Annotated in this window: 22 protein-coding genes and 1 tRNA gene; 15 read left to right on the top strand and 8 right to left on the bottom strand. The window is 66.0% G+C overall.

The genetic code is table 11. The annotated features are described in order from the left end of the window. Positions 1 to 16 precede the first annotated feature (16 nt). From AC3WMU_RS18290 to AC3WMU_RS18305, 4 genes are all read left to right on the top strand, one after another. The gene (locus AC3WMU_RS18290; protein ID WP_006222829.1) at positions 17 to 931 is read left to right on the top strand and encodes a LysR substrate-binding domain-containing protein; all 915 of its coding nucleotides are present in this window, start codon (positions 17 to 19) and stop codon (positions 929 to 931) included. 5 nt (positions 932 to 936) lie between these two features. Next, positions 937 to 1,920, top strand: coding sequence for a site-specific tyrosine recombinase XerD (gene xerD / locus AC3WMU_RS18295; protein WP_492282777.1), 984 nt, complete (start codon positions 937 to 939; stop codon positions 1,918 to 1,920). A gap of 65 nt (positions 1,921 to 1,985) precedes the next feature. After that, complete coding sequence (gene ybaK, locus AC3WMU_RS18300; RefSeq protein WP_006222831.1) at positions 1,986 to 2,474, top strand: Cys-tRNA(Pro) deacylase; 489 nt, start codon at positions 1,986 to 1,988, stop codon at positions 2,472 to 2,474. A 133-nt stretch (positions 2,475 to 2,607) separates the two neighbouring features. Continuing rightward, positions 2,608 to 3,186 (top strand): DJ-1/PfpI family protein, encoded by a 579-nt coding sequence (locus tag AC3WMU_RS18305; protein WP_006222832.1) that lies wholly within the window; start codon positions 2,608 to 2,610, stop codon positions 3,184 to 3,186. Positions 3,187 to 3,273: 87 nt separating this feature from the next. Here the strand turns inward: AC3WMU_RS18305 and adhP are convergent, their stop codons facing one another. Beyond that, positions 3,274 to 4,299 carry an alcohol dehydrogenase AdhP gene (gene adhP / locus AC3WMU_RS18310; RefSeq protein WP_088590485.1) on the bottom strand — a complete coding sequence of 342 codons (1,026 nt, stop codon included), beginning with the start codon at positions 4,297 to 4,299 and terminating at the stop codon, positions 3,274 to 3,276. Between the two features lie 249 nt (positions 4,300 to 4,548). Here adhP and AC3WMU_RS18315 point away from each other — a divergent pair, with 249 nt between their 5' ends. Further along, positions 4,549 to 4,938, top strand: coding sequence for a ribbon-helix-helix domain-containing protein (locus AC3WMU_RS18315; protein ID WP_492282778.1), 390 nt, complete (start codon positions 4,549 to 4,551; stop codon positions 4,936 to 4,938). Positions 4,939 to 5,008: 70 nt separating this feature from the next. Here the strand turns inward: AC3WMU_RS18315 and pbpG are convergent, their stop codons facing one another. Next, positions 5,009 to 6,223 carry a D-alanyl-D-alanine endopeptidase gene (pbpG, locus tag AC3WMU_RS18320; RefSeq protein ID WP_006222836.1) on the bottom strand — a complete coding sequence of 405 codons (1,215 nt, stop codon included), beginning with the start codon at positions 6,221 to 6,223 and terminating at the stop codon, positions 5,009 to 5,011. 310 nt (positions 6,224 to 6,533) lie between these two features. Then, positions 6,534 to 6,608, bottom strand: a tRNA-Arg gene (locus AC3WMU_RS18325). 294 nt (positions 6,609 to 6,902) lie between these two features. Here AC3WMU_RS18325 and AC3WMU_RS18330 point away from each other — a divergent pair. From AC3WMU_RS18330 to AC3WMU_RS18360, 7 genes are all read left to right on the top strand, one after another. Beyond that, positions 6,903 to 7,673: an enoyl-CoA hydratase/isomerase family protein gene (locus tag AC3WMU_RS18330; protein ID WP_006222837.1), complete on the top strand. Its 771-nt coding sequence runs from the start codon at positions 6,903 to 6,905 to the stop codon at positions 7,671 to 7,673. Continuing rightward, a complete protein-coding gene (locus AC3WMU_RS18335) occupies positions 7,670 to 9,301 on the top strand; it encodes an AMP-binding protein (RefSeq protein WP_492282779.1) in 1,632 nt (543 codons plus the stop codon). The genes AC3WMU_RS18330 and AC3WMU_RS18335 overlap by 4 nt, the downstream gene beginning before the upstream one ends. Beyond that, the gene (locus tag AC3WMU_RS18340; protein WP_006222839.1) at positions 9,298 to 10,254 is read left to right on the top strand and encodes a hydroxymethylglutaryl-CoA lyase; all 957 of its coding nucleotides are present in this window, start codon (positions 9,298 to 9,300) and stop codon (positions 10,252 to 10,254) included. The genes AC3WMU_RS18335 and AC3WMU_RS18340 overlap by 4 nt, the downstream gene beginning before the upstream one ends. An 88-nt stretch (positions 10,255 to 10,342) precedes the next feature. Then, positions 10,343 to 10,879: a MarR family winged helix-turn-helix transcriptional regulator gene (locus AC3WMU_RS18345; RefSeq protein ID WP_492282780.1), complete on the top strand. Its 537-nt coding sequence runs from the start codon at positions 10,343 to 10,345 to the stop codon at positions 10,877 to 10,879. A gap of 89 nt (positions 10,880 to 10,968) precedes the next feature. After that, on the top strand, positions 10,969 to 11,703 hold the full coding sequence (locus AC3WMU_RS18350) for an enoyl-CoA hydratase/isomerase family protein (protein ID WP_492282781.1): 735 nt from the start codon (positions 10,969 to 10,971) through the stop codon (positions 11,701 to 11,703). Beyond that, on the top strand, positions 11,700 to 12,896 hold the full coding sequence (locus tag AC3WMU_RS18355; RefSeq protein WP_280028112.1) for a CaiB/BaiF CoA transferase family protein: 1,197 nt from the start codon (positions 11,700 to 11,702) through the stop codon (positions 12,894 to 12,896). Before AC3WMU_RS18350 ends, AC3WMU_RS18355 begins: the two co-directional genes overlap by 4 nt. Before the next feature lie 46 nt (positions 12,897 to 12,942). Further along, positions 12,943 to 13,929 (top strand): Bug family tripartite tricarboxylate transporter substrate binding protein, encoded by a 987-nt coding sequence (locus tag AC3WMU_RS18360; protein WP_006222843.1) that lies wholly within the window; start codon positions 12,943 to 12,945, stop codon positions 13,927 to 13,929. 55 nt (positions 13,930 to 13,984) lie between these two features. On the opposite strand, the gene AC3WMU_RS18365 is transcribed toward AC3WMU_RS18360, so the two are convergent. The 5 genes from AC3WMU_RS18365 to AC3WMU_RS18385 all read right to left on the bottom strand — a co-directional run bounded on the left by AC3WMU_RS18365 (position 13,985) and on the right by AC3WMU_RS18385 (position 19,677). Then, positions 13,985 to 14,938, bottom strand: a complete 954-nt coding sequence (locus AC3WMU_RS18365) for an NAD(P)H-dependent flavin oxidoreductase (protein ID WP_006222844.1) — start codon at positions 14,936 to 14,938, stop codon at positions 13,985 to 13,987. A gap of 131 nt (positions 14,939 to 15,069) precedes the next feature. Next, positions 15,070 to 15,711, bottom strand: coding sequence for a response regulator (locus tag AC3WMU_RS18370; RefSeq protein WP_492282782.1), 642 nt, complete (start codon positions 15,709 to 15,711; stop codon positions 15,070 to 15,072). A gap of 6 nt (positions 15,712 to 15,717) precedes the next feature. Further along, positions 15,718 to 17,673 carry an acetate--CoA ligase gene (acs, locus tag AC3WMU_RS18375; RefSeq protein ID WP_492282783.1) on the bottom strand — a complete coding sequence of 652 codons (1,956 nt, stop codon included), beginning with the start codon at positions 17,671 to 17,673 and terminating at the stop codon, positions 15,718 to 15,720. Between the two features lie 19 nt (positions 17,674 to 17,692). Next, entirely contained in the window at positions 17,693 to 19,369 is a 1,677-nt protein-coding gene (gene actP, locus AC3WMU_RS18380) for a cation/acetate symporter ActP (protein WP_492282784.1), read from the bottom strand. Further along, positions 19,366 to 19,677, bottom strand: coding sequence for a DUF485 domain-containing protein (locus tag AC3WMU_RS18385; RefSeq protein WP_492282785.1), 312 nt, complete (start codon positions 19,675 to 19,677; stop codon positions 19,366 to 19,368). The genes actP and AC3WMU_RS18385 overlap by 4 nt, the downstream gene beginning before the upstream one ends. A gap of 230 nt (positions 19,678 to 19,907) precedes the next feature. Here AC3WMU_RS18385 and AC3WMU_RS18390 point away from each other — a divergent pair, with 230 nt between their 5' ends. The 3 genes from AC3WMU_RS18390 to AC3WMU_RS18400 all read left to right on the top strand — a co-directional run bounded on the left by AC3WMU_RS18390 (position 19,908) and on the right by AC3WMU_RS18400 (position 24,082). Continuing rightward, the gene (locus tag AC3WMU_RS18390) at positions 19,908 to 21,119 is read left to right on the top strand and encodes an MFS transporter (protein WP_006222850.1); all 1,212 of its coding nucleotides are present in this window, start codon (positions 19,908 to 19,910) and stop codon (positions 21,117 to 21,119) included. 37 nt (positions 21,120 to 21,156) lie between these two features. Continuing rightward, on the top strand, positions 21,157 to 21,315 hold the full coding sequence (locus tag AC3WMU_RS18395; protein ID WP_006222851.1) for a hypothetical protein: 159 nt from the start codon (positions 21,157 to 21,159) through the stop codon (positions 21,313 to 21,315). Positions 21,316 to 21,418: 103 nt separating this feature from the next. Then, positions 21,419 to 24,082 carry a PD-(D/E)XK nuclease family protein gene (locus tag AC3WMU_RS18400; protein WP_492282786.1) on the top strand — a complete coding sequence of 888 codons (2,664 nt, stop codon included), beginning with the start codon at positions 21,419 to 21,421 and terminating at the stop codon, positions 24,080 to 24,082. Positions 24,083 to 24,084: the final 2 nt, after the last annotated feature.

Below are 24,084 nucleotides of genomic sequence, written 5' to 3' on the forward strand. Positions count from 1 at the left end.
AGGCAGTTCCCGTCCCATGAGAAACGGCATTCCTAATCTGAGCGCGCTGCAGGCGTTCGAAGCATCGGCCCGGCTGGGCAGCTTTTCCCGTGCGGCCGAGGAACTGTCCCTGACGCACAGCGCGGTCTACCGGCAGGTGGCCAGTCTGGAGTCGCGCCTGGGGGTGCAACTGTTCACCCGGGTCCGGCGGCGCATTGTGCTGACCGACCACGGGGCGGAATACGCGGGCCGGATCCGTCACCATCTGGACCAGATCGAAAAAGACACCTTCGGGCTGGTCAGCCGCACGGGCATGGGGCGCAGCATCCATATCGCGGTGGTGCCCACCCTGGCCACCACCTGGCTGATCCCGCGCCTGGCAGATTTCCAACGGGAACACGGGGACATCACGGTCAGCCTGTCGGTGCGCACCTTGCCTTTCCAATTCAAGGACCAGCCCTTCGACGGCGCGCTCTACCACGGCGACGGCTTGTGGCCGGGCACCCAGGGCGTGCTGCTGTTTCCCGAGCGTGAACTGGTGCCGGTGTGCGCGCCGGAACTGGCGGCCCGCGTGGCGCAGGTGTCGGAGGCGGGCGTCAGCGCGCTCGCCGGCATGACCCACCTGCATCTGGCCTCGCGGCCGGACGCCTGGCGGCAGTGGTACGGCGCCAACAACCATCTATATGGACCGCAGGCGGCCGGGGGCCCGCGCTATGAGCTCTTCACCATGGTGATGGCGGCCGTGCAAGCCGGCCTGGGGGTGGGGCTGATGCCGCGCTTCCTTGCACAGCCCGCGCTGGACCAGGGCACCCTCAAGATGCCGGTGCCGCAATCGCTGACGGTCAGCCAGGGCTATTATTTCGGCTACCCGCAACGCAGCGAACGGTCCGACGCGCTCAAACTCTTCGAGAGCTGGTTGAAGTCCGCCGCCGCCGGCGTGGGCGAAAGGTGAACCGCATGTCAGACCCCCGCCCGCCGCTGGCCTCCCAGGCCGATATCGACGCTTTCATCGACGCCGTCTGGCTGGAAGACGGCCTGTCGGCCAACACGCTGGCCGCCTATCGCCGCGACCTGACCGGCTTTGCCCGCTGGCTGGAAGACCCCGACGCCTACGCGCGCGAGATGGCCGATCGCTATGGCGATGCCGCGCAGGCCCACGTGCTGCCTGCCGGCCCCGCCAAACCCCTGAACGAGGCGCAAAAGGCCGACATCGAGGCCTGGTTCGCGTTCCGCCACGACGAAACCCGTGCCACCACGGCCAACCGCCGGCTGGCGGCCTTGCGCCGCTTTTACGCCTGGGCCTTGCGTGAACGTCGCGCCGAACGGGATCCCTGCCTGACGCTCATCGCCGCCAAGCAGCCGCCGCGCCTGCCCAAGACCCTGTCCGAACAGCAGGTGGACGCCTTGCTGCGCGCGCCCGATCTGGGCCAGCCGCGCGGCCTGCGTGACCGCGCCATGCTGGAAACGCTGTACGCCACCGGCTTGCGCGTGTCGGAACTGGTGGGCGTGCGCGCGCTGGATGTCAGCCTGAATGAAGGCGTGGTGCGCGTGGTGCTGGGCAAGGGCGGCAAAGATCGCTTGGTGCCACTGGGCGCCGAAGCGGCGCATTGGATCGACCAATACCTGAAGACCGCCCGGCCCGAGCTGGCGGCAGGGCGGCAGAGCGATGCGCTATTTATCACCGGCCGCGCCGAAGCGATGTCGCGCCAGGCCTTCTGGCAACTGGTGAAGAAATACGCGCTGCTGGCCGACATCCACGCCCCGTTGTCGCCGCATGTGCTGCGCCACGCGTTCGCTACCCACCTGCTGAATCACGGCGCCGACCTGCGCGTGGTGCAGATGCTGCTGGGCCATGCGGACATTTCCACGACGCAGATCTATACCCACGTGGCGCGCGAACGTCTGAAGGCGCTGCATGCGGCGCATCACCCTCGCGGCTAGCTGCCCGCGCCGTTCAACGCCTGCCACTGCCTTACACTTTTCGTTTTCCCGATTGACGTCTACCCATGAGCAAAGCCCGCCACGTTTCTGAAACGCCCGCCACCCAGTTCCTGAAGCAGAACAAGGTGGCCTATACGGAACACACCTATGACTACGTGGACCATGGCGGCGCCGGCGAAGCGGCGCGCCAATTGGGCCTGGACCCGCACGCGGTGGTGAAGACGCTGGTGATGGAAGACGAATCCGCCAAGCCGCTGATCGTGGTCATGCATGGCGACCGCGAAGTCTCCACCAAGAACCTGGCGCGCCAGGCCGGCCTGAAAAAGGTCGAGCCCTGCAAGCCCGAGGTCGCACAGCGGCATTCCGGCTACCAGGTGGGCGGCACGTCGCCGTTCGGCACGCGCAAGAAGATGCCGGTGTGGGTGGAAGCCGAGGTGCTGGACTACCCCGTCGTCTATATCAACGGCGGACGGCGCGGCTACCTGATCGGCATCGATCCCAAGGTCCTGGTGACGCTGCTGGGCGCCAAGGGCGTGTCCGTCGCGCTGGAATAGCAGCCGGTCCCGGGCGCGGTATTCCCATACCACCCGTCTGATTTCCGCCAGGGGCACAATGGGGCAGAACATCAAGAACCGGAGCCCGGCCAGTCGGGTGCGTAACCGGCTCCCCCACCCCTAGGAGACAATCATGAGCAAGAGACTGTTGATGCTGGTCGGCGACTACGCCGAAGACTACGAAACCATGGTGCCGTTCCAGACGCTGTTGGCGGTGGGGCACACGGTGCATGCGGTCTGCCCGGACAAGAAAGCGGGCGACACCATCGCCACCGCGATCCATGATTTCGAAGGCGCACAGACCTACAGCGAAAAACGCGGTCACAATTTTGCGCTGAATTTCGACTTCGATCGCGTCGAACCGTCGTCTTACGACGGCCTGGTGATCCCTGGCGGTCGCGCGCCCGAATACCTGCGTTTGAATGAAAAGGTGCTGGATATCGTGCGCGGCTTCGACCAGGCCGGCAAGCCGATCGCGGCAGTGTGCCACGGCGCGCAGCTGCTGGCCGCAGCCGGCATCCTGAAAGGCCGCACCTGCTCGGCATACCCTGCTTGCGCGCCCGAAGTCCGGCTGGCCGGCGGCACCTACGCCGAGATCGGCATCGACCAGGCCTACACCGACGGCAATCTGGTGACGGCGCCCGCGTGGCCTGCGCATCCGGCGTGGCTGTCGCAATTCCTGGCCGTGCTGGGCACCAAGATCACGCCCTGAGGGCAGGGCTTCAGGCTACATGAATGCGCAAGGCGCCTGGGGCGAATGCCGCCCCAGGCGCCTTGTCGTTGGTGGCTGACGATCAGGTCAGGCGAAATCCAGCACGATGCGGCCTTCGATCTGGCCCTGCTTCATGCGGTCGAACACGCTATTAATGTTCTCCAGGCTTTCCGTGGCGACGGTGGCGTGCACCTTGCCTTCTTCGGCGAATTGCAGGGACTCCTGCAAGTCCAGGCGCGACCCCACGATGGAGCCGCGTACGGTGACGCCGTTGAGCACCATGTCGAAGATCGACAGCGGGAAATCGCCCGGCGGCAAGCCGTTCAGCGCGACGGTGCCGCCGCGGCGCACCATGCCCAGCGCCTGTTCGAACGCCTTGGGCGACACGGCCGTAATCAAGGCGCCATGCGCGCCGCCGATTTCGCGCTTCAGGTAGGCGGCGGGATCGGTGGTCTTGGCGTTGACGGTTACCTCCGCGCCCAGGCGGCGCGCGAAGTCCAGCTTGGCGTCATCGATGTCCACCGCAGCAACATTCAACCCCATCGCTTTCGCATACTGCACGGCCATGTGGCCCAGCCCGCCGATGCCCGAAATCACGACCCAGTTGCCCGGGCGCGTGTCGGTCATCTTCAGGCCCTTGTAGACGGTGACGCCCGCGCACAGCACGGGGGCGATGTCGACGAATCCCACGTTCTTGGGCAGCAACCCCACGTAATCGGCCGCGGCCAGCGCGTACTCGGCAAAGCCGCCGTTCACGGAGTAGCCGGCGTTCTGCTGCTGTTCGCACAGCGTTTCCCAGCCTCCCAGACAGTGTTCGCAATGGCCGCAGGCAGAGTACAGCCACGGGATGCCCACGCGGTCGCCTTCCTTCACATGGGTGACGCCTGCGCCCACGGCCACGACGAAGCCCACGCCCTCATGGCCGGGGATGAAAGGGGGATTGGGTTTGACGGGCCAGTCGCCTTCAACGGCGTGCAGATCGGTGTGGCAGACGCCGCACGCTTCAATCTTCACCAGCAGTTCGCCCGGACCGGGGCGGGGTACCTCGACTTCTTCGATTACCAGGGGCTTGCCGAATGCGCGTGCAACTGCGGCCTTCATGGTCTTGTTCATCACTACCTCCGAAGTCTGATCAGTTTCACTATGCTCGAACGCCCGCGCGTTCAAGACCATGATTTATATCAACCGAGGCGGCATGCACAGCCGGCGGGAAACGTGTGGTTGCAGAATGGCGGGCCTCAGCCGGGTGGCGTAGGGCGCGGCCAGGGCATCCGGCGCCTTGCGGGCGGTGCGCCAAACGTCGTACAGTGGTCCTGGCGTGCCGCCCCGGCGGCCGCCTTGCCCCCTGGCACCGGAGCTCCCATGTGTGAAATCTTCATCCGCGCGAGCGAGCAGTCCTACGCGCCCGAAACCCGTTCGCTGCGCCTGCACGGCGTGGCGACCAGCTTGCGGCTGGAGCAATTGTTCTGGCAGGTCCTGGAAGAGATCGCCGGGCGCGACAACATGCGCGTCACGCAACTGATCGAACGCCTGTACGACGAGCTGATCGAATACCGCGGCGAGGCCGCCAACTTCACATCGTTCCTGCGCGTGTGCTGCCTGCGCTATCAGCTGCTGCAGGCTGAAGGCCGGATTCCGCTGGACGCGGCGGTGCCGATCCGGTCCTTGAATCCGCAAGCCGTGCTGGAAGGGTTGCCGGCGTCGTTGTACGAAGCGAAACCGCTACGCGTGAAGCGGCCGGTTGCGGCGTAACGCCAGACCGCCACCCAAAGAAAAAGGCCCGATCGGATCGGGCCTTTTTTCATTGGCGAGGGGCCAGCGTTTAACCGCCTGGCTGGATCGACGCCAGCGCCACTTCGCTTTGCACGATGCGGCGGATGCGCACGGCGTCACCGATGCGCGACAGCTTGCCTTGCGAATCCAGCAGCACGATGGCGAGGTCGCGGCCATTGATGCGGGCCAGCATCACCAGGCATTCGCCTGCTTCGTTGATGTAGCCGGTCTTGGACACCTTGATGTCCCAGTCGGGCTTGCGCACCAGCAGGTTGGTGTTGCGGAAGGTCTGCGTGCGGTTGTTGATCTCAACGTCGTACTCGGTATCGGTCGAGTAGCGGTGGATCAGCGGGCGCTGCGAGGCTGCGCGCAGCAGGCGGGCCAGATCATGCGGCGAAGACACGTTGTTGCTGGACAGGCCCGTCGGCTCGATGAAGTGCGTGCTGCTCATGCCCAGCGACAGCGCCTTGGCGTTCATGGCGGCCACGAAAGCGGGCAAGCCGCCCGGATAGTGGCGGCCCAGCGCGTTGGCGGCGCGGTTCTCGGACGACATCAGCGCCAGGTGCAGCATGTCGCCGCGCGACAGCTTGGTGCCCACGCGCAGGCGTGACGTGGTGTGCTTCAGACCGTCGACATCTTCGTCGGTGATCTCCAGCATTTCATCCATCGGCAGGTTGGCGTCCACGACGACGACTGCGGTCATCAGCTTGGAGATGGACGCGATCGGGCGCACGACGTTTTCGTTCTTGGCAAACAGGACGGTCGACGTTTCCAGGTCTTGCACGTAGGCGGTGCTGGAACGCAGCGCGGCGGCTTCGGCGCGCACGGAGACGGCGGGCGGCGGCATGGCGGCGGATACCGCCGCTGCGGTGCGCTGCCCACGCCCGGCCTTGTTCGGCGTGCCGTTCTTGCCGGCCGCGGCACCCTTCTTGGGCGGCGTGCCTTTGGCGGCCACCTGCTTGCCGCCCTTGGGCGGCGCCTTCTTGGCGGTGGACGAGGACTGGGGCGAGCCCTTCTTGGCTGCCGGCGCGGCTTTCTTGGCGGCCGGAGCGGCCTGCTTGCCGGCCGCGCTCTTGCCCGAGCCGGCCTTCGCGGCAGGCGCCTTCTTGGCTTGTTGCGCCTTGCAAGCCGCCGACTTGGCGTTCGTCTTGCAGGGGTCAGAATTCTTCGCGGCCAGCGCGGCCGGGGGGACGAGGAGCGCGCACATCGCCAGCGCCGCCGGCGCTACCGCGTTCGCAATTGCACGTTTCCAGGAAAATGCCATGGTTTGAGCAGGCTTGTCAGTCTGTGAAGAAATATTTCTTAAGCCGGCGTTTCGTCGGTTCAAAAAAATCCAGAGGAATTAGGGGCTTACGCGTCGAATTTAAACAGCACATCAAGTTGCGCGCAAGACGATTCGCTATCATCGCTGAAAAAAATAACGGTGACGTATTGACGCAGATTCAATTCGTCACAAGACGCGACATGAGAAGCTAACTGCGCGGCGCGCAAGAGCGTAGCCCGGATTAACCCTCATCTGGCTGAACGTGCGGCATTTCGGGGGGAAGGTGCGGCGTCGGAACCGAAGCCGGGGTTGGCCTCGCCGGGTGGAATCGAACCACCAATTGACCCTTAGGAGGGGCCGGTTATATCCATTTAACTACGGCGAGACGGTCAAAACTTGGGCGTCGAAGCGGTCGCGTGGAGGCGAATTTCTTCTCTAGTGCCTTGATATTGCAGGGAAACACCCGGGCGGAGTGTATCACTAAACAAGGTATATCCAGGCCGCTGACAGGGCGCAAGTCTAGCAGAGGCGGCGGGGCTTGCGCCCAAAGCGATAAATCGGTCCATCTGGGCGGCACTTGCCCGCACCCTGCGACGCGAAATTGTTCCTGAAAAACTAGTGGATTAAATCAACTATATGCCGTAAAGTCGCTCAATACCTAGAACATTCAGGAGCAGGCATGACCCCGACTTTTCACACGATCTTGCTGGACGTGCAGGACCGTGTCGCCACGGTGACGCTGAACCGACCCGATAGCCGAAACGCGCTGAACTCGTTGATGTGCGCCGAGTTGGTGCAGGCCATGGGCTTGCTGGCTGCGCACGCCGACGTCAATGTCGTGCTGATCCAGGCGGCCGGGGCGGCGTTCTGCGCCGGCGCCGATCTGAAAGAGCGCAAGACCATGAGCACGTCGGAGATGACCGCCCGGCGCGTACAGGGGTTCGCCGCGTACGGCGCGATCGAGCGCATGCCGCAGCCCGTGATCGCCGTTGTGCAGGGGCCGGCATTCGGGTCGGGCTGCGAGATCGCGGCGGCGTGTGATTTCGTGCTGGCTTCGTCCGACGCAATTTTCTGCTACCCCGAAGTGGGGTGGGGCACCGTGGGCGCCACGCAGCGGTTGCCGCGCATTGCGGGGGCCCGCAAGGCCAAGGAACTGCTGTTCACCGGCCGCCGCTTCGATGCGGCCGAAGCCTGCGAGATCGGCTTGGTGAATCAGGTGCATGCACCGGACGCCTTGCCGCGGGAAGCGCTTGAAATGGCGAAGAAGATCGCGGGCGCCTCGCCCTTGACGGTCAGGCTGACCAAACGCAGCATCGATCAAGGTCTGGCTACCACGCGCGAAGGCGCCATGGCGATTGAGCTGCTGGCGATCGAAGAGAATCTGCGCGGCACGGATTGGCGTCAGGCGATTGCCGGGTTCGGCGCAGCTGACAAAGGGGACCGCGCATGATCGCCGCTCCGATTACGTTGTCTCAGGCATTGAAGCGGGTGGCGCTTGAACGCCCGCACGCGCAGGCGTTTGTTGCGCCGGGCGAACGGCATGACTGGCGCACGATGCGCGACCGGGCACGACACATTGCGCGGGCCCTGCACGTCGCAGGCGTGCGGCATGGCGACCACGTTGGCGTGTTGCTGGGCAATAGCGGCGTGTGGGTGCAGATCTTCTATGCCTGCGCGATGTTGGGCGCCGTCACGGTGCCGGTCAATACGCGCTTCAAGACCGAGGAGCTGGAGTTCTGCCTGAAGCAGGCGGACGTGAAGCTGCTGCTTACGGCGGACACGTTCCTGGGCATCGATTTCCTGGCGCTGCTAAGCCAGGTGGAACCGGCGCTGGACCGCGCCAATGGCTTGCCGGGCGAGCGCCTGCCTTGCCTGCGCCAGGTCGTGGTGTTGGGAGAGCGGTGTCCGCCGGGGGCGCGAAGCTGGCGTGACTTCCTGGCTGCGGGCAATGCGGTGGACGATGCGCAGTTGCAGGCTTGCGTGCAGGCGGTGACGCCTGACGATGTGCTGCTGATCCAGTACACCTCTGGAACGACCTCGTTTCCCAAGGGCGTGATGTTGACGCACGCCAACATGTTGACCAACGCGTGGGCGGCGGCGCAGCGTATCGGCGTCAACGCCGATGACCGCTATTTCAGCATCCGGCCGTACTTTCACGTGGCCGGCACTACCTTGTCGATCCTGGTCAGCCTGGTGACGGGGTGCTGCTTGCTGACGCTGCCCAAGTTCGAGGTGGCGGATGCGCTGCAAATGCTGGATGCCGAGCGCTGCACGCTGACTTCCGGCAACGACACGATCTTCCTGATGCTGATGGGCCATCCCGATTTCGACCGCTCGCGGATTCATTTGCGCGGCGGCTGGGCGGCCGCAGGGCCGCAGGTGATGCAGAAGATCCGCGACGTCATGGGCGTCGCAGGCATGTGCAACGCCTATGGCCAATCCGAGGCGTCTCCCAACATCACGCTGTCGTCCCACGATGATCCGTTTGCGCTGCGCGCCGCGGGCTGGGCGCTGCCGCATCCCGGCATGGAAGTGCGGGTGGTGGATCCGGGCACGGGCGTGCCGGTGCCCGTCGGCGAGGCAGGCGAAATCCAGGCGCGTGGCTGGAGCGTCATGAAGGGCTACTACAACATGCCGGAGGCGACCGCGCGCGCCCTGAGCGAAGACGGGTGGCTAAGCACCGGCGACCTGGGCGAAATGGACGGGGCAGGGCGCCTGCGCATGGTGGGCAGATTGAAGGACATGTTCCGCGTCGGCGGCGAAAACGTTGCGCCAGCTGAAGTGGAGGAAATGCTGCATGCGCATCCCGCCGTACGCATGGCGCAAGTGGTGGGCGTGCCCGACGCGCGCCTGGGCGAAGTGCCTGCGGCCTTCGTGCTGTTGAAAGACGGGCAAGACTGCACCGCCGATGAGTTGACCGCCTGGTGCAAGCAACGCTGCGCCAACTACAAGGTGCCGCGCCATGTGGCCGTGGTCGACAGCTTTGAGCACATCGGCATGACGGGCAGTTCCAAAGTGCAGAAGAACAAGCTGCGCGCGCATGCGATCGCATTGTTCGGCCTGGAGCAAACCGCATGAGCGCGCGCGATGTGGTGCTGTGCGAATGCTTCGCCCGCGACGGTTTGCAGCACGAGCCCGAATTCATCGGCACGGCGATCAAGTCGGACTTGATCGACCGCTTTGCGCGCATGGGATTCGAGCGGGTGGAAGCGACGTCCTATTCCAATCCCAAAGTCGTGCCGCAGTTTGCCGACGCCAGCGAGCTGCTGGCCATGCTGCCGCGCCGCGCGGGCGTTTGGTACAAGGCGACCTGCGCCAATGCCCGCGCCGTGCAGCGCGCGCTGGCGGACCAGGATGCGGGTATCGGCGCCAACGAGATCAGCCTGCTGGTGTCGGCCAGCGCGTCGCATTCGCTGCGCAACCTGAAGCGCGAGCGCGCCGCGCAGTGGGAAAACATCGCGGAAATGGCGGGTCTGGCCAATGGCCGCTTGCGGATGGTCGGCACGATCTCGGTCGCGTTCGGATGCCCCTTCGAAGGCGCTGTGGATCCGGACTCCGTGCTGGAAGACGTAGGGCGGTTCGCGCAGTTGGGCGTGGGCATCGTCACGCTGGGCGACACCACCGGCATGGCAACGCCTTCGGCTGTGCGCGACCTGTATCGCCGCATGGCAAGCGCGTTTCCCCAATTGACGCCGGTTGCGCATTTTCACGATACGCGGGGGACGGGGCTCGTGAACTACGTGTCCGCCCTGGAGGCCGGCGTGCGGCATTTCGATTGCGCGTTCGGCGGTGTCGGCGGGCATCCAGCCAAGGTCCGTTATGGCGGCGGCCATACTGGCAACGTGGCAACGGAAGACCTGGTCAGCCTGTTTGAATCCATGGGCTTGCGCACGGGCCTGGACCTGGATGCGATGGACGAGGTCTCGCAGTTCTGCCAGCAAACGCTGGGGCGGCCGCTGCATAGCCGGGTTGCGTTAAGCGGCCTGAATCCGCTGATTCCAGGCGCGCGGCAAGCGCCGGGCGCACCATGACAGGGGCGAGCCGCATTTGTATATCATGCGGCCAGGAGGGCGCCTGGCGCGCCCATATGCTTTTTCCTCATCTTTGCAGAGCCCAGCCATGGCATCCCTGAACGCACACAAGTCTGCCTCCTCCGCGCGCGACCAGCCGACCGCCTTGAAGGAGCTGTTCTCGTACCGGCTGAATCGCCTGGCCTATGTGTCCAGCCGCATCGCGGCGGGTTTGAACGAAAGCCGTTACGGCGTCGGGCCGCGAGAGTGGCGGATTATCGCGCTGCTGGGTGCGGCGCCCGACATGTCGCTCAACGCCGTGGCGCGCGAGGCCAACATCGACAAGAGCCAGGCCAGCCGCACGGTGTCCGAGCTGATTGAACGCGGGCTGATCTGCCGCAGCGCTGACAGCCAGGACGGCCGCGGCGTCAGCCTGGACCTGACGCGGACCGGGCGTGCGTTGTATGAAGAAATGTTCCCCGCCGCCGTGCAGCGCAACGAGGCCATGCTTTCCGTCCTGTCGCCCGCCGAGCGCGACGCGATGGAACGGATGCTGGACAAGCTGACGGCCCATGCGCTGGAAATGCTGAACGAATTCAAGGCCGAGGTGCCGGCCCGCCGAGGCCGTGGGGTGCAGCCGCGGTGAATGCGTGGCGCCTGCCGGGCGCCTTTTTTTACCTATATTGTTGATTAAATCAATCAAATGCCTGATCACTATTCAAGAGGATTTGCGCCATGCCCGAACTGATCGTCGAAAACCAGGGCGCCGTGTGTCTGCTGCGCCTGAACCGCCCCGAAAAGCACAATGCGCTGAACACGGCCCTGACCACGGCGTTGCTGGACGCGTTGTCGCAAGCCGAACGGGAGAAGGCGGTGCGCGCCGTCGTGCTGACCGGCAACGGCAAGTCCTTCTGCGCCGGCGCGGACACCACGGAGTTCTCGGGCCTGACCTCGGAACAGCCCGAGGCGGTCCTGGCCCGCGCCGACCTGACGACCGACCTGCACCTGGTGTTCTCGCGCATGACCAAACCCGTCGTGGGCGCGGTGCACGGCAATGCGCTGGGCGGCGGCGCCGGCCTGGCGTTGGCCTGCGACCTGACCGTCATGGCCGAGGACGTGCGATTTGGCTATCCCGAATTGCGCCATGGCATTGTGGCCGCCGTCGTGATGGCGAATCTGGTGCGGCAGGTGGGACGCAAGCACGCCTTTGAATTGGTGGCGATGGCCGAACCCATCGATGGTGCGCGCGCGTTGCAGTTGGGTATCGCCAATCGTGTCGTGCCCGCCGCCGACGTGCTGGACGCGGCCTTGGCGATGGCCGGGCGGCTGGCGGGCTGGGAGCCCGCAGCGATGGGGCTGACCAAGCGCGCCTTCCACCGTGCCGCGGACCTGGGCCTGGCCGAGGCGCTTGGCGTCGGGCGCGACGCCAATGTGATCATGCGCGGGTTTCGTCAGGGAGCCGCGCGATGAGGCCGCTGGATGGCGTGACCATCCTGGATCTGTCGCGGGTGCTGGCTTGCCCGTTCGCCTCGATGATCCTGGCGGAGTTGGGGGCCACCGTGATCAAGGTCGAACAACCCGGCGCGGGCGATGAAACCCGGGGGTTCGAACCGCAGGTGCAGGGCGAGGAGGGGACGGAATCTGCCTATTACCTGGCCTTCAACCGCAGCAAGCAATCCATCACCGTGAACTTCCGCAAGCCCGCTGGCCAGGCGCTGATCCGCCGGTTGGCCGAGACTTGCGATGTGGTGGTGGAGAATTTTCCGGTGGGCACCCTGGCCAAGTACGGGCTGGACCGCGACACGATCGCGCCCGGCAATCCGGGCCTGGTCTATTTTTCGTGTACGGGCTTCGGCATGACCGGCCCGTATGCGCCCCGCAAGGGATACGACACGGTGTTCCAGGCGATGGGCGGCATCATGAGCCTGACGGGCGAACGTGGCGGCGGCCCCGTCAAACCGGGCCTTCCGGTGGCGGACCTGACCTCGGGCCTGTGGGCGGCCATCGGCATCCTGTCCGCCTTGGTGGGCAGGGCGCGCTCTGGGCAAGGTTGCCACATCGACTTTTCGATGCTGGACGGGCAAGTCGGCCTGTTGTCGTTGGCGGCGGCGCGCTACTTCGCATTGGGCGAAGTGCCGCAACGGCTGGGCACCGAGCATCCGGGGCGCGTGCCGTCGGCCGCGTTCGAATGTGGCGATGGGCGCTGGGTGCAGATCACCGGCAGCGACCAGCACTGGAAACCCTTGTGCGATGCGTTGGACCTGCCGCAATGGGCCGATGACCCGGAACTGGCGCGCAATGCCGTGCGGGTGGCGCGGCGCGATGAAGTCATGGCCGGCCTGGCCGCTGCCGCACGGCGGCTGACGCGCGACGAACTCTGCCGGCGCTGCGATGCCGTGGGCGTGCCCGCCGGGCCGATCCTGGATGTGGAGGAAATCCTGCACAACGAACACGTGCTGGCGCGCGGCATGGTGTCCAGCTACGAGCATCCCGCCATCGGCCGCTTCGGCGCCGTACCTGTGCCGTTCAAGTTCAAGGGATATGAAGATCCGCGCCTGGATCGCCCTCCGCTGCTGGGCGAACACACCGACAGTGTGCTGAGGTCAACGCTGGGCCTGTCGGATACGGAGATTCAGGCGTTACGCGCGGAGGGCGCGATCTAGGCATTTCATCGTCACACCAAAAAAATAAACCTGCAGGAGACAACCCATGAAGACTTTAAAGCGTCTGTTTGCTTATCGACGCCTGCTGTGCGGCCTGGCCGCCGGGGCATTTTGCGCCACCGCGGTGGCCGCTGACCCGTATCCGTCCCAGCCGATCACGCTGGTCAATCCCTATGCCGCCGGCGGCCCCGCCGATGTGCTGGGCCGTGCATTGGCGCGCGAGCTGGAGAAACAGCTGGGCAAGCCCGTGATCGTGGAGAACAAGGCGGGCGGAGGCGCGGCGATCGGTGCGAACTTCGTGGCGCGCGCCAAGCCCGACGGCTACACCCTGTTGCTGGGCACGTCGGCCGCGCATGTGGTGACGCCGCTGATGCAGCGCACGCCCTACGACGGCATCAAGGATTTCGCCTTCGTGTCCATCGTGGCCAACCAGCCGAACATGCTTGTTGCGCGTCCCACGCTGAATGCCGCCAGCGTTGCCGACCTGGTGGCCATGGCGCGCAAGGATCCCGGCAAGATCAATTACGCGTCCGCCGGGCCGGGCAGTTCCCCGCATCTGGGCGCCGAACTGTTCCGTGAGCGGGCAGGCGTGGATATCGTGCACATTCCGTACAGCGGCGCGGCGCCGGCCATCAATGACCTGGTGGGCGGGCAGGTGGACATCGCCGTGCTCAACCTTGCCGCCAGCCTGCAGTTCATCCGCAGCGGGCGCCTCAAGGCATTGGCCTACGCCAACGGCAAACGTTCGCCGCTGTTGCCGGATGTACCCACGCTTGCGGAGTCTGGTGTAACGGGGGCGGAGTCTGCGTCGTGGTACAGCCTGGCCGCGCCCAAAGGGACGCCGGTCGACGTGTTGCAGCGGCTGAACGATGCCATGGGCCGCGTGAATGCGGATGCCGAGTACGGCAAGCTGATGCAGGCGCAGGGTGTGGATTTGTGGAACATGACGCCGGCCGAAGCGACGGCTTTCGTGGAGAAAGACCAGCTTGCGATGAAGAAGCTGGTGGAGTCGGCCGGCCTGATGAAAAAGTAGGCACGACGACGACGTCTTGCAATCGAAGCCGCCCTCGCGGGCGGCTTCCTCTTTTTCAGCCCGCCAGTGCCGCGGCTCGGGCAAGCGCCTGCCGCGTTTCGTCCATCAACTGCGCAACCAGAAGGCCTGCCGGTTGCAGGCTGTCGATCAATCCGGCGCTTTGTCCGGCTTCGACTTTGCCGCCTTCCACGTCGCCGTCGTGGGCCGCCTGTTTCAGCGAACTGACGGCGAACAGCGCGTCCAATGCGGCATCGTCGCTGCCGCGCTCGGCCGCCAGATATTGGCGGGCAAACGTATTGCGCAACATCCGCACCGGCGACCTTCCGCGGCCAACCAGCGTCGTGTCGGCCACGCCGGCGGCCAGAACTGCTGCCTTGTAGTCGGCATGCACGCCGGCCTCGGGCGTGAGCAGGAAACGGGTGCCCAATTGCGCGCCGGCCGCGCCCAGGCACAGGGCCGCGGCAATGCCCGCGCCGTCGGCAATGCCGCCCGCGGCTACCACCGGCAGGGACACGCGGCGCACCGTGGCGCGCAGCAGGACCTGCAGGCCGATTTCGTCTGGTCCCGGATGCCCCCCGGCTTCCAGGCCCACCGCGATGACCGCGTCCACGCCCGCCGCCTGCGCTTTCTCGGCATGCAGCGGGCTGGCCACCACTTGCAGCCATTTGATGCCCGCCTCGCGTGCGCGGCCGATATGCTTTTGCGGTCCGCCCTGAGACGCGATGATGACCGGCACGCCTTCCGCAATGGCAATGTCCATGTGCTCCTGGGCACGCTTGTTGTACAGCGGGATGTTGACGGCGAACGGCGCGTCGGTGCCGCGGCGTACTTCGCGCACGGCGGCAAGCAGGGCCTCGGGATACATCGGGCCGGCGGCGATGACGCCCAGCCCGCCCGCGCGGGAAACCGCCAGCGCAAGCGCCGCGTTGGATGAAGCCCAGCTCATGCCGCCCTGGATGATGGGATAACGCGTGCCCAGCAATCGGGTCAGCGGAGTTTGCAGAATCATGGCCTACCTGCCGTGGGGAAAATCCCATTTTCGGTCAGTTAGTTGATAATATCAACTATATTCGGAAGCAATGGCTGGTGCTTCGGTTGGGGCCGGATGCGACCTGACGCCAAGTGTTCGGCCTCAGGGGTTCAAGCCCAGTCGGTCAAGCCCAGCCGCCGCGCGATCAGCACCGCCTGTGTCCGGTTGGAGACGCCAAGTTTGCGCATCACGGCGGTCATGTGCGTTTTGACCGTGGCTTCTGCCACGTTCAGCTCATGCGCGATCTGCTTGTTGAGCAGCCCCGCGCCCACCATCCGCAGGACCCGGTATTGCTGCGGCGTCAGCTCGCATAGCCTTGCGGCCAGCTGCCTGTCTTCGGGGCAGGCGCGACCAGCCTTATCGTCATCAAAGGGCAGCCATATGCCGCCGCTCAGCACCTGGCGCAGGGCCCGGCCGATGGTGTCGGCGTTGGCCGACTTTGGAATGAAACCCATCGCGCCATAATCCATCGCGCGGCGCATCAGCAGCGGGTCGTCATGCGCCGACACGATGGCAACCGGCAATTGCGGCCGCAGGCGGAGTACCTGCGTCAACGTGTCGAAGCCCGTGGCGCCAGGCATGTTCAGGTCCAGCAACAGCAGATCAGCGTGCGGTTTGGCCTGGACCAGCCCGTAAAGCACGCTGATCTCTTCGGCATCGCGGATGACGGCGTTCGGGTATAAGCGGCCGATCAGCCCGCGCAGGGCGTCGATGTACAGCGGGTGGTCATCGGCAATCAGGAATACGGGCATGGCCGATCATGCCATACCCCGTTCCTGCACCAGTGCTTGCACGACCGAGGGATCGGCCAGCGTGGTGATGTCGCCCAGGTCGTCGACATTGTTCTCGGCGATCTTGCGCAGGATGCGGCGCATGATCTTGCCGGAACGCGTCTTGGGCAGGGCGGGCGCCCATTGCAGATGGTCGGGCGTCGCGATGGGGCCGATTTCGCGGCGCAAGTGGGCCACCAGTTCCTGGCGCAGGGTGTCGGACGCTTTCAGACCCGCTTTCAGCGTGACATACACGTAAATGCCCTGGCCCTTGATGTCGTGGGAAAAGCCCACCGCCGCCGCTTCGGCCACCTTCGGATGCGATACCAGCGCGCTTTCCAGTTCGGCGGTGCCCAAGCGGTGTCCGCTGACGTTCAACACGTCGTCCACGCGGCCGGTGACCCAGTAGTCGCCATCGGCATCGCGGCGGCAACTGTCGCCCGTGAAGTACATGCCGGGATAGTCCTTGAAGCAACTTTCAACGTAGCGCCGGTCGTCGCCGTAGACGGTGCGCGCCTGCCCAGGCCACGAGTCGCGGATGAACAAGTTACCTTCGCCGGGGCCCTCTATCACTTCGCCCGTCTGCACATCGACCAGCTCCGGCCGGATGCCGAAAAAGGGCATGCTGGCCGAGCCCGGCTTGCAGGCCTTGGCGCCGGGCATGGGCGCAATCAGTATGCCGCCTGTTTCCGTCTGCCACCAGGTGTCCACGACCGGGCAGCGGCCCTCTCCCACGACGTCGTGATACCAGCGCCAGGCCTCGGGGTTGATGGGTTCGCCCACGGTGCCCAGCAGGCGCAGCGACTTCCGGGAGGTGCGGAGGACGGGCTCGAGGCCCTCGCGCATCAGGGCGCGGATGGCCGTGGGCGCGGTGTAGAAGATGCTGACCTCGTGCTTGTCGATGACGTGCCAGAAGCGTGAGGCGTCCGGGTAGCTGGGCACGCCTTCAAAGACGACCGTCGTGGCGCCATTGGCCAGCGGTCCGTACACGATGTAGCTGTGGCCCGTGATCCAGCCCACGTCCGCCGTGCACCAGAAGACATCGCTGTCCCGGATGTCGAAGAGGGCGGCATGCGTGTAGGCGGCATAGACGAGGTAACCGCCGGTCGTGTGCAGCATCCCCTTGGGCTTGCCGGTGCTGCCCGAGGTATGGAGGATGAAAAGCGGGTCTTCGGCGTTCATGAGCTCGGGGACGCATTCTTCGGTTTCCCGGTCCATCAGGCGGTCCAGCCAATAGTCGCGTTCGGCCGTCATGTCGACGGGCGCGCCCGTATGCCTGACCACCAGCACGTTGCGCACGCCCTCCATGCCCGGCATCTTCATCGCGGCGTCCACATTGGCTTTCAGCGCAATGGCGCGGCCAGCCCGCCGGCCTTCGTCGGCGGTGATGATGGCGCGGGCGCCGCAGTCGCGCACGCGGTCGGCGATGGAGGCCGGCGCGAATCCGCCGAACACGACGTTATGCACGGCGCCGATGCGCGCGCAGGCCAGCATGGCGGCCACGGTGTCCACGATCATCGGCATGTAGATCGTGACGCGGTCGCCGCGGCCGATGCCGATGCGTCGCAGCGCATTGCCCATCTTGCAGACCATCGCGTGCAATTCGCGGTAGCTGATGCGCCGCGAAGGCGTGCCGGGGTCGTCCGGCTCCCAGATCAGCGCGGGCTTTTCGCCGTGGGTCTCAAGGTGGCGATCCAGGCAGTTGACGCTGACGTTCAGCTCTCCGTCGGCATACCAGCGGATATGGAAGTCTTCAGCGGCGAAGCTGAAGTCCCGGATTTGCGTTGGGGCGCGATGCCACTGCAGGCGCTGCGCGGCGTGGGCCCAGAAGGCGTCCGGATCGCGGTGTGATGCCGCGTACAGGTTTTCGTAGTGTTCCTGCGTGATCGTCTGCGGGCCGGCAAAGCCCTCGGGCACGGGATAGAGGTCGCGGATGGGTTTCATGGATGGGTCCTCTGAACGGTTAATGGCCGACGGCGGTGGTGGCGCCGATACCGGTCTGGCTGCGGACGGTCAGGGCGTCGAAGGCCTCGGCTTCTTGCCGGGCGCGCGGGCTGCGGTCCAGCTTCGAGAACAGCCAGATCGAAGAAAACGCCAGCGGGATGGACAGGATGCCCGGGTTGGGGAAGGGCGTGACGGGCGAGGAAAACCCCAAGACGTCCACCCATACGGTCTGGCTGAGCACGACCCAGACTGTCGCGCTGGTCAGGCCCAGGAACCCGCCGATGGTCGCGCCACGCGTGGTGCATCCGCGCCAGGAGATCGACAGCACCAGCACGGGGAAGTTGGCGCTGGCGGCGATGGCGAAGGCCAGACCCACCATGAACGCCACGTTCTGGTTCTCGAATACGATGCCTAGCAGAATGGCCATGACGCCCAGGGCGATGGTGGACAGGCGCGAAATGCGCATCTGCTGGTGTTCCGTGGCGCGGCCCCGCGCGATGACGTTGGCGTACAGGTCATGCGAAATGGCTGCGGCGCCAGCCAGCGCCAAACCGGCCACCACCGCCACGATGGTGGCGAACGTGACGGCCGCCAGGAAACCCAGCAGCAGATTGCCGCCCACGGCGTTGGCCAGGTGGACCGCGACCATATTGGTGCCGCCGATCAGGCTTTTCATCATGTCGAACCCACCGTCCGGGCCGGTCGAGAAATACTCGGGGTGGCGCACCAGCAGCGCGACCGCCCCAAAACCGATGATGAACGTGAGCAGATAGAAGTAGCCGATGAAGGCGCTGGCGTAGATCACGGACTTGCGGGCTTCCTTGGCGTTGGACACCGTGAAGAAGCGCATCAGGATGTGCGGCAGGCCAGCGGTGCCGAAGGCCAGCGCGATGCCCAGCGACAAGGCGTTCAGCGGATTGCTGCTGACCTGCGCGCCCGGTGCCAGTAGTTCCAGGCCAGACGGGTGCACGCGGGCGGCCTCCGCCAGCAGCGCATCGGGGCTGTAGTTAAAGGCCGCCAGCACCAGGATGGTCATCAGCGTGGCGCCGAAGAGCATCAGGACTGCCTTGATGATCTGTACCCAGGTCGTGGCGGTCATGCCGCCGAAGGCCACGTAGATCATCATCAGCGACCCGACGATCAATACCGCAATGTTGTAGTCCAGCCCGAACAGCAGCACGATCAGCTTGCCCGCGCCGACAATTTGCGCGATCAGGTACAGCGCGATGATCAGCAGCGACGCGCTGGCCGCCAGCACCCGCATGGGGGTTTGCGCCAAGCGGAACGAGGTCACGTCCGCGAAGTTGTACCGGCCCAGGTTGCGCAACCGTTCGGCGATGAGGAACATGACCACTGGCCAGCCGAACAGGAAGCCGATGGCGTAGATCATGCCGTCGAAACCGCTGACGTAGACCATGCCCGCAATCCCCAGGAACGAGGCGGCGGAAAGGTAATCGCCTGCGATGGCCAAGCCGTTCTGAAAGCCCGTCAGTCCGCCGCCTGCCGTGTAGAAATCCGATGTGGTGCGGGTGCGCTTGGCGGCCCAGTAGGTGATGCCCATGGTTCCTGCGATGAAGGTCAGGAACATGACGATGGCGGAAGTGCTGGCCTGCCCGGTTGCGGCGGCGCGGGCCGAGCCCGCCAGCACGCAGCCCAGCACGAAGATCAACGCGGCGCCCACTGTCTTGCGTTTCATGAGACGTCCTTGAGGATGGCGGCCAGCAGCGGGTCGAAGACCGTGTTGGAGATGTGGACGTAAGCCGAAATCAGCACCACGGCGCTGCCTACCACGAGGATGCCGGTCAAGATGCCGATGCTCATCGTCATGCCGGGCAGTGGGCGGGCGAAGAATGCGGGATCGAATGCCAGGGTCAGGATGAAGCCCGCGTAGATCACGCCGGTGATGGTGAAGAACAGCAAGCTGGTGCGGCTGCGGCGGCGCAGCAATTCCTGATATTTGGGATGACGCAGGACAGCGGCAACCACGCCTTTGGGTGAAGTCATTGTGAGGGTCTCCTTATCGTTATTGGCGAACGAGCCTCCGGCCAATATAGAGACGCATCAATTCGGGGGACATGCGACCTTAGTCGTAGGGGCAAGGCCCGAGTGACAGCCCTGCAATGCGCGACGCGGCAGCATGGCTATTGCCGTTCTGCCCCGGCCGATTTGTATATGATGTGCGGGTCGTCCCGAGGAGGGGGCGCAAACCCATACAACAACCAGACACGGGTTTCATGTCTATTCAAACCGATAAGATTTCCACGCGCACCCTCATCCTGGGTACCCTTGTGGTGCTGCTTGCCATGGGTGTGCGTGCCACTTTTGGCCTGTTCATGCAGCCGATGGGCCTGGCCCACGGCTGGGGCCGCGACGTGTTTTCAATGGCCTTCGCCTTGCAGAACCTGGTGTGGGGCGTCGCCTGCATTTTCATGGGCATCCTGGCCGACCGTTACGGATCGGGGCGCACCATCGCGCTGGGCGCGGTGCTGTACATGCTGGGCATGATCGGCACCCGTTTTGCCACCGACGAAGCGACGCTGTACCTGACCGCCGGCGTGCTGGTCGGGCTGGGCCAGGCGGGCACCACGTTCCCGGTGATCCTGCCGGTGGTGGCGCGTGCGGTGCCGCCTGCCTACCGCAGCACGGCGATGGGCATCGCCAGCGCCGGGGGTTCGCTCGGCCAGTTCGCCGTGGTGCCTACCGGGCAGGCATTGATCACCGGCATGGACTGGCCGGGTGCGCTGTGGGTGCTGTCGCTGTTCGTGGCTTGCGCCGCGCCGCTCGCCTATTTCCTGCGTGGGCGTCCGCAAGCGCAATCGGGGCCGCAGCAGTCGCTCGCTGCGGCCGTGCGCCAGGCGGTGCGCCACCCGTCGTTCCACTTTCTGTTCTGGAGCTACTTCGTCTGTGGTTTCCATACCGCCTTCATCACGCTGCACCTGCCGGCCTATGTGACCGATGGCGGCTTGACGCCAGGGCAGGGCGCGACCGCCGTGGCGCTGATCGGTCTGTTCAACGTGCTGGGCTCGTTCTACGCGGGCAAACTCGGTGGCAAATACAGCAAGAAGCGCTTGCTGGCGATCGTGTATTTCATGCGGGCCTTCGGCATTCTGCTGCTGTTGGCCATGCCCTTGTCGGCGTGGGTCCTGTACGCCTTTGCGGCCTGGATGGGCCTGTTCTGGCTGGGGACGGTGCCGCTTACACAAGGGCTGATCGGGCAGATCTACGGCCTGCGTTATGCGGCCACGCTGTCGGGCATCGTCTTCCTGGGGCACCAGCTGGGCAGCTTCATCGGCGTCTGGCTGGGCGGTTACGCCTACGCCAAGACGGGCAATTACGATATGGTCTGGTGGTTGGGCGTGGCGCTGGCCGTGATTGCCGCGTTGCTGTGCCTGCCGGTGCGGGAACAGCCGGTGACGCCCGCCGAACCCCGCCCCGCGTCGGCATGAGGCCGGCGCCAGAACCTTGCGATCCGGAGATCCGTCCATGACCCCAGCCCATCCTCCCGCCGTCCGCCGCCATCGAGGCTGGCGCGCCGTGGGCGTGCTGGCGCTGGCGGCCGTGCTGGGCCTGGCGTTCTGGGGCTACACCACGCCCGAGATGCAGATCCACTGGGAAAACCTGGCCGCGCTTTGCGGCTTTTAGGCGCATCCATCCCCTCGGCTCGCGGTATCCTACGACGGAGTTTCCTCCGTCGTTTTTTTCGTCGCCCGCGCCCGCCGTTTCGGTACGCGCTTTGTAGGTGCCCATGCAGGACGCATCGCTTTCCTTTTCCGATCTATCGCTGCCGGACATCGGCGCCATGCCCGCCGCCGACACGCTGGTGCTGACTGTGAACAACCGGCTGTCGCGCCGCTTGACGCTGGAGCTGGCCGGCCTGTTGCGCCAGGAACGCCAAGTCAGCGAATTGCCGCGCATCCTGCCGCTGTCGGCGTGGTTGGCCGAGTCCGCCAACGAACTGGCCTTCGAAGCGGACGACGACGTGCCCGCTTACCGGCTGGACAGTTTTGCCACGCAGCTGGTCTGGACCGAAGCCATTCGCGCGGAAGAGGCGGAGCGGGTGCTGCTGGACGCCAGCCAGGCTGCGCGCCTGTCCATGGACGCCGATCTGCTGATGGACGAGTGGGACCTGCACGTGCCGTCGGGCGCGGACACCGACGAATACCGCGGCTTTGCCCGGTGGCGCGCGCGCTACTGCCAAACGCTCGCAGGCATCGACGCCGAAGACGCGAACCAGGGGTATGCGCGCGTGCTGCGCGCCCTGGAGGACGGCCGGCTCGCCACCCCCGGCCAACTGGTGCTGGCGGGTTTTACCGACATGTCGCCGCGCTTTCGCCGGCTGCTCAGCGCATTTGAGGCGCAGGGCACCGTAGTTGCGCAGTGGCGCGACGCGCAGCGGGTCGGAACCGTGGCGCGGCGGTTCGAGGCGGCGGATCAGGGCGCGGAATGGCGCGCCGCCGCCGCGTGGGCCGCCAGCCGGTTGAAGGCGAATCCGCTTGGGCGCTACGCCATCGTGTCGCCGCAATTGGAGGCCGAATCCCCGTTTGCACGGCGCGTGTTGAGCCAGGCCCTGGCCGGCCGCGATGGTGCGCCGGCTTTTGCGTTCAACGTGGCGGTGGGCCGGCCGCTTGATGAATGGCCGATGGCGCGCGCCGCGCTGGCGTGGCTGCGTGCGCTGGCCGAATGCGCCGCGGGCAAGGGCTGCAGCGTGGACGTGCTGGGCGCCGCCGTGCTGGCCGGCCATTGCGCCGGCGACGTGCGCGACCGCGCGCGGCTGGCTGCGATCGACGCACGCTGGCGCCGGCAGGCCGTGCAGCACGTGGGCCCGCAGGATTGGAAAAAGTTGCTGGCCGACATGCCCGCCCTGGCGCAAGCCTGGAACCAGGCGCTGGAGATCTGGACGCAGGGCGGCCGCCAGGCGACCTGCGACATCTGGATGTTGCGCATGAAAGCCGCGCTGACGGCGTTGGGCTTTCCCGGCGAAGCCGTGCTGGATAGCGTCGGGTATCAGGTCATGGGCGCGCTGGGCGACGCCTTGGGCAGCTTCTCGGCGCTGGCGCCGGCCGCTGGCCGGCTGGGCGGCGTGGCGGCGGTGAACCTGCTGCAAAGCGTGGCACGGTCCGCATCGTTCCAGCCGCAGCGCGATCCCCTGGCGCGCCTGGATGTGCTGGGTTTGCTGGAGGCCGAAGGCGGCTACTGGGATGGCGTCTGGATGCTGGGCTTGACCGACGACGTGCTGCCCGCATCGCCCAAGCCCAACCCGCTGCTGCCCCTGGCCGTGCTGCGGCAGGCCAAGGCGCCGCGGGCTACGCCCGAACGGGAGCGCGAATGGGCCGAAGGCATGTACGCCGCGCTGTGCCGCTGCGCGCCTGACATCATCGTCAGCCATGCCCACATGGATGGCGAGCGCGAATTGCGCCCCTCGCCGCTGATCGCCGCGACCGCGTTGACGGACTGGGCGCCGGCCGCCGCAGAGCTGGTGGCCGCGCTGCCGCAGGAATCGCTGGACGACAACCAGGGGCCGCCGCTGGCGCCCGGAAACCGCGGAGGCGGGGGGCTGGACGTCCTGGATACGCAGGCGCGCAACCCGCTGTGGGCCTTCGTGCGCCACCGCTTGGGCGGCCGCGAACTTGCGCCGTATGCGGACATCGCCACCGTGAACGTGCGCGGCCAGTTTCTGCACAAGGCGCTGGAACTGGTGTGGGGCATGATGCCCGACCAGGAAACCCTGCACGAAGTCCTGGCCACCGGCCGCCTGCCCGCGCTGCTGGAGCAGGCGGTGGCGCAGGCCGCGGAGGTCGAGCTCAAGGACTACGCGCCCGCGCTCAAGGCGCTGGAATGCCAGCGTGCCCGGACCGTGCTGGCCTCGTGGCTGGACATGGAGGCGCAACGCCTGCCGTTCGCCGTTGCCCAGGTTGAAAAAAACCATCAGTGGCAGCGCGGGGCATTGAACCTGAAACTGCGGCTGGACCGCATCGACAGCCTGGCCGACGGCCGCAATGTCATCGTGGACTACAAGACGGGCGTGGCCGCCGCCAAGCCCGAGCCCGACTGGTCGCGAAGCCGGCCAGTGAACGTGCAACTGCCGTTCTACGCGTCGGTGCTGGCGGACGCCGCGGGCGGCGAGGTGGCTGGCCTGGTGCTGGCGCAGATCCACGCGCGGCAGGTGGCCGCCCAAGGCCTGGCTGACGAAGACCTGGGCATGCCGGGCGTCACGCTGGCCGAAGACAGCAAGTTCTTCGATGGCCTGTCCTGGCCCGAGATCCGGCAGCGCTGGCGCGTGGCGATCGAAGCGCTGGCCGACGAGTATGTGGCCGGGGTGGCCACCAACGTCGCCTACCGCCGGGATGATTTGAAATACTGCGATGCATTGCCGTTCCTGCGTTTGCATCTGGACGACGAGGACGCATGAGC

This window comes from Achromobacter sp. FW305-C-13, from assembly GCF_058783475.1.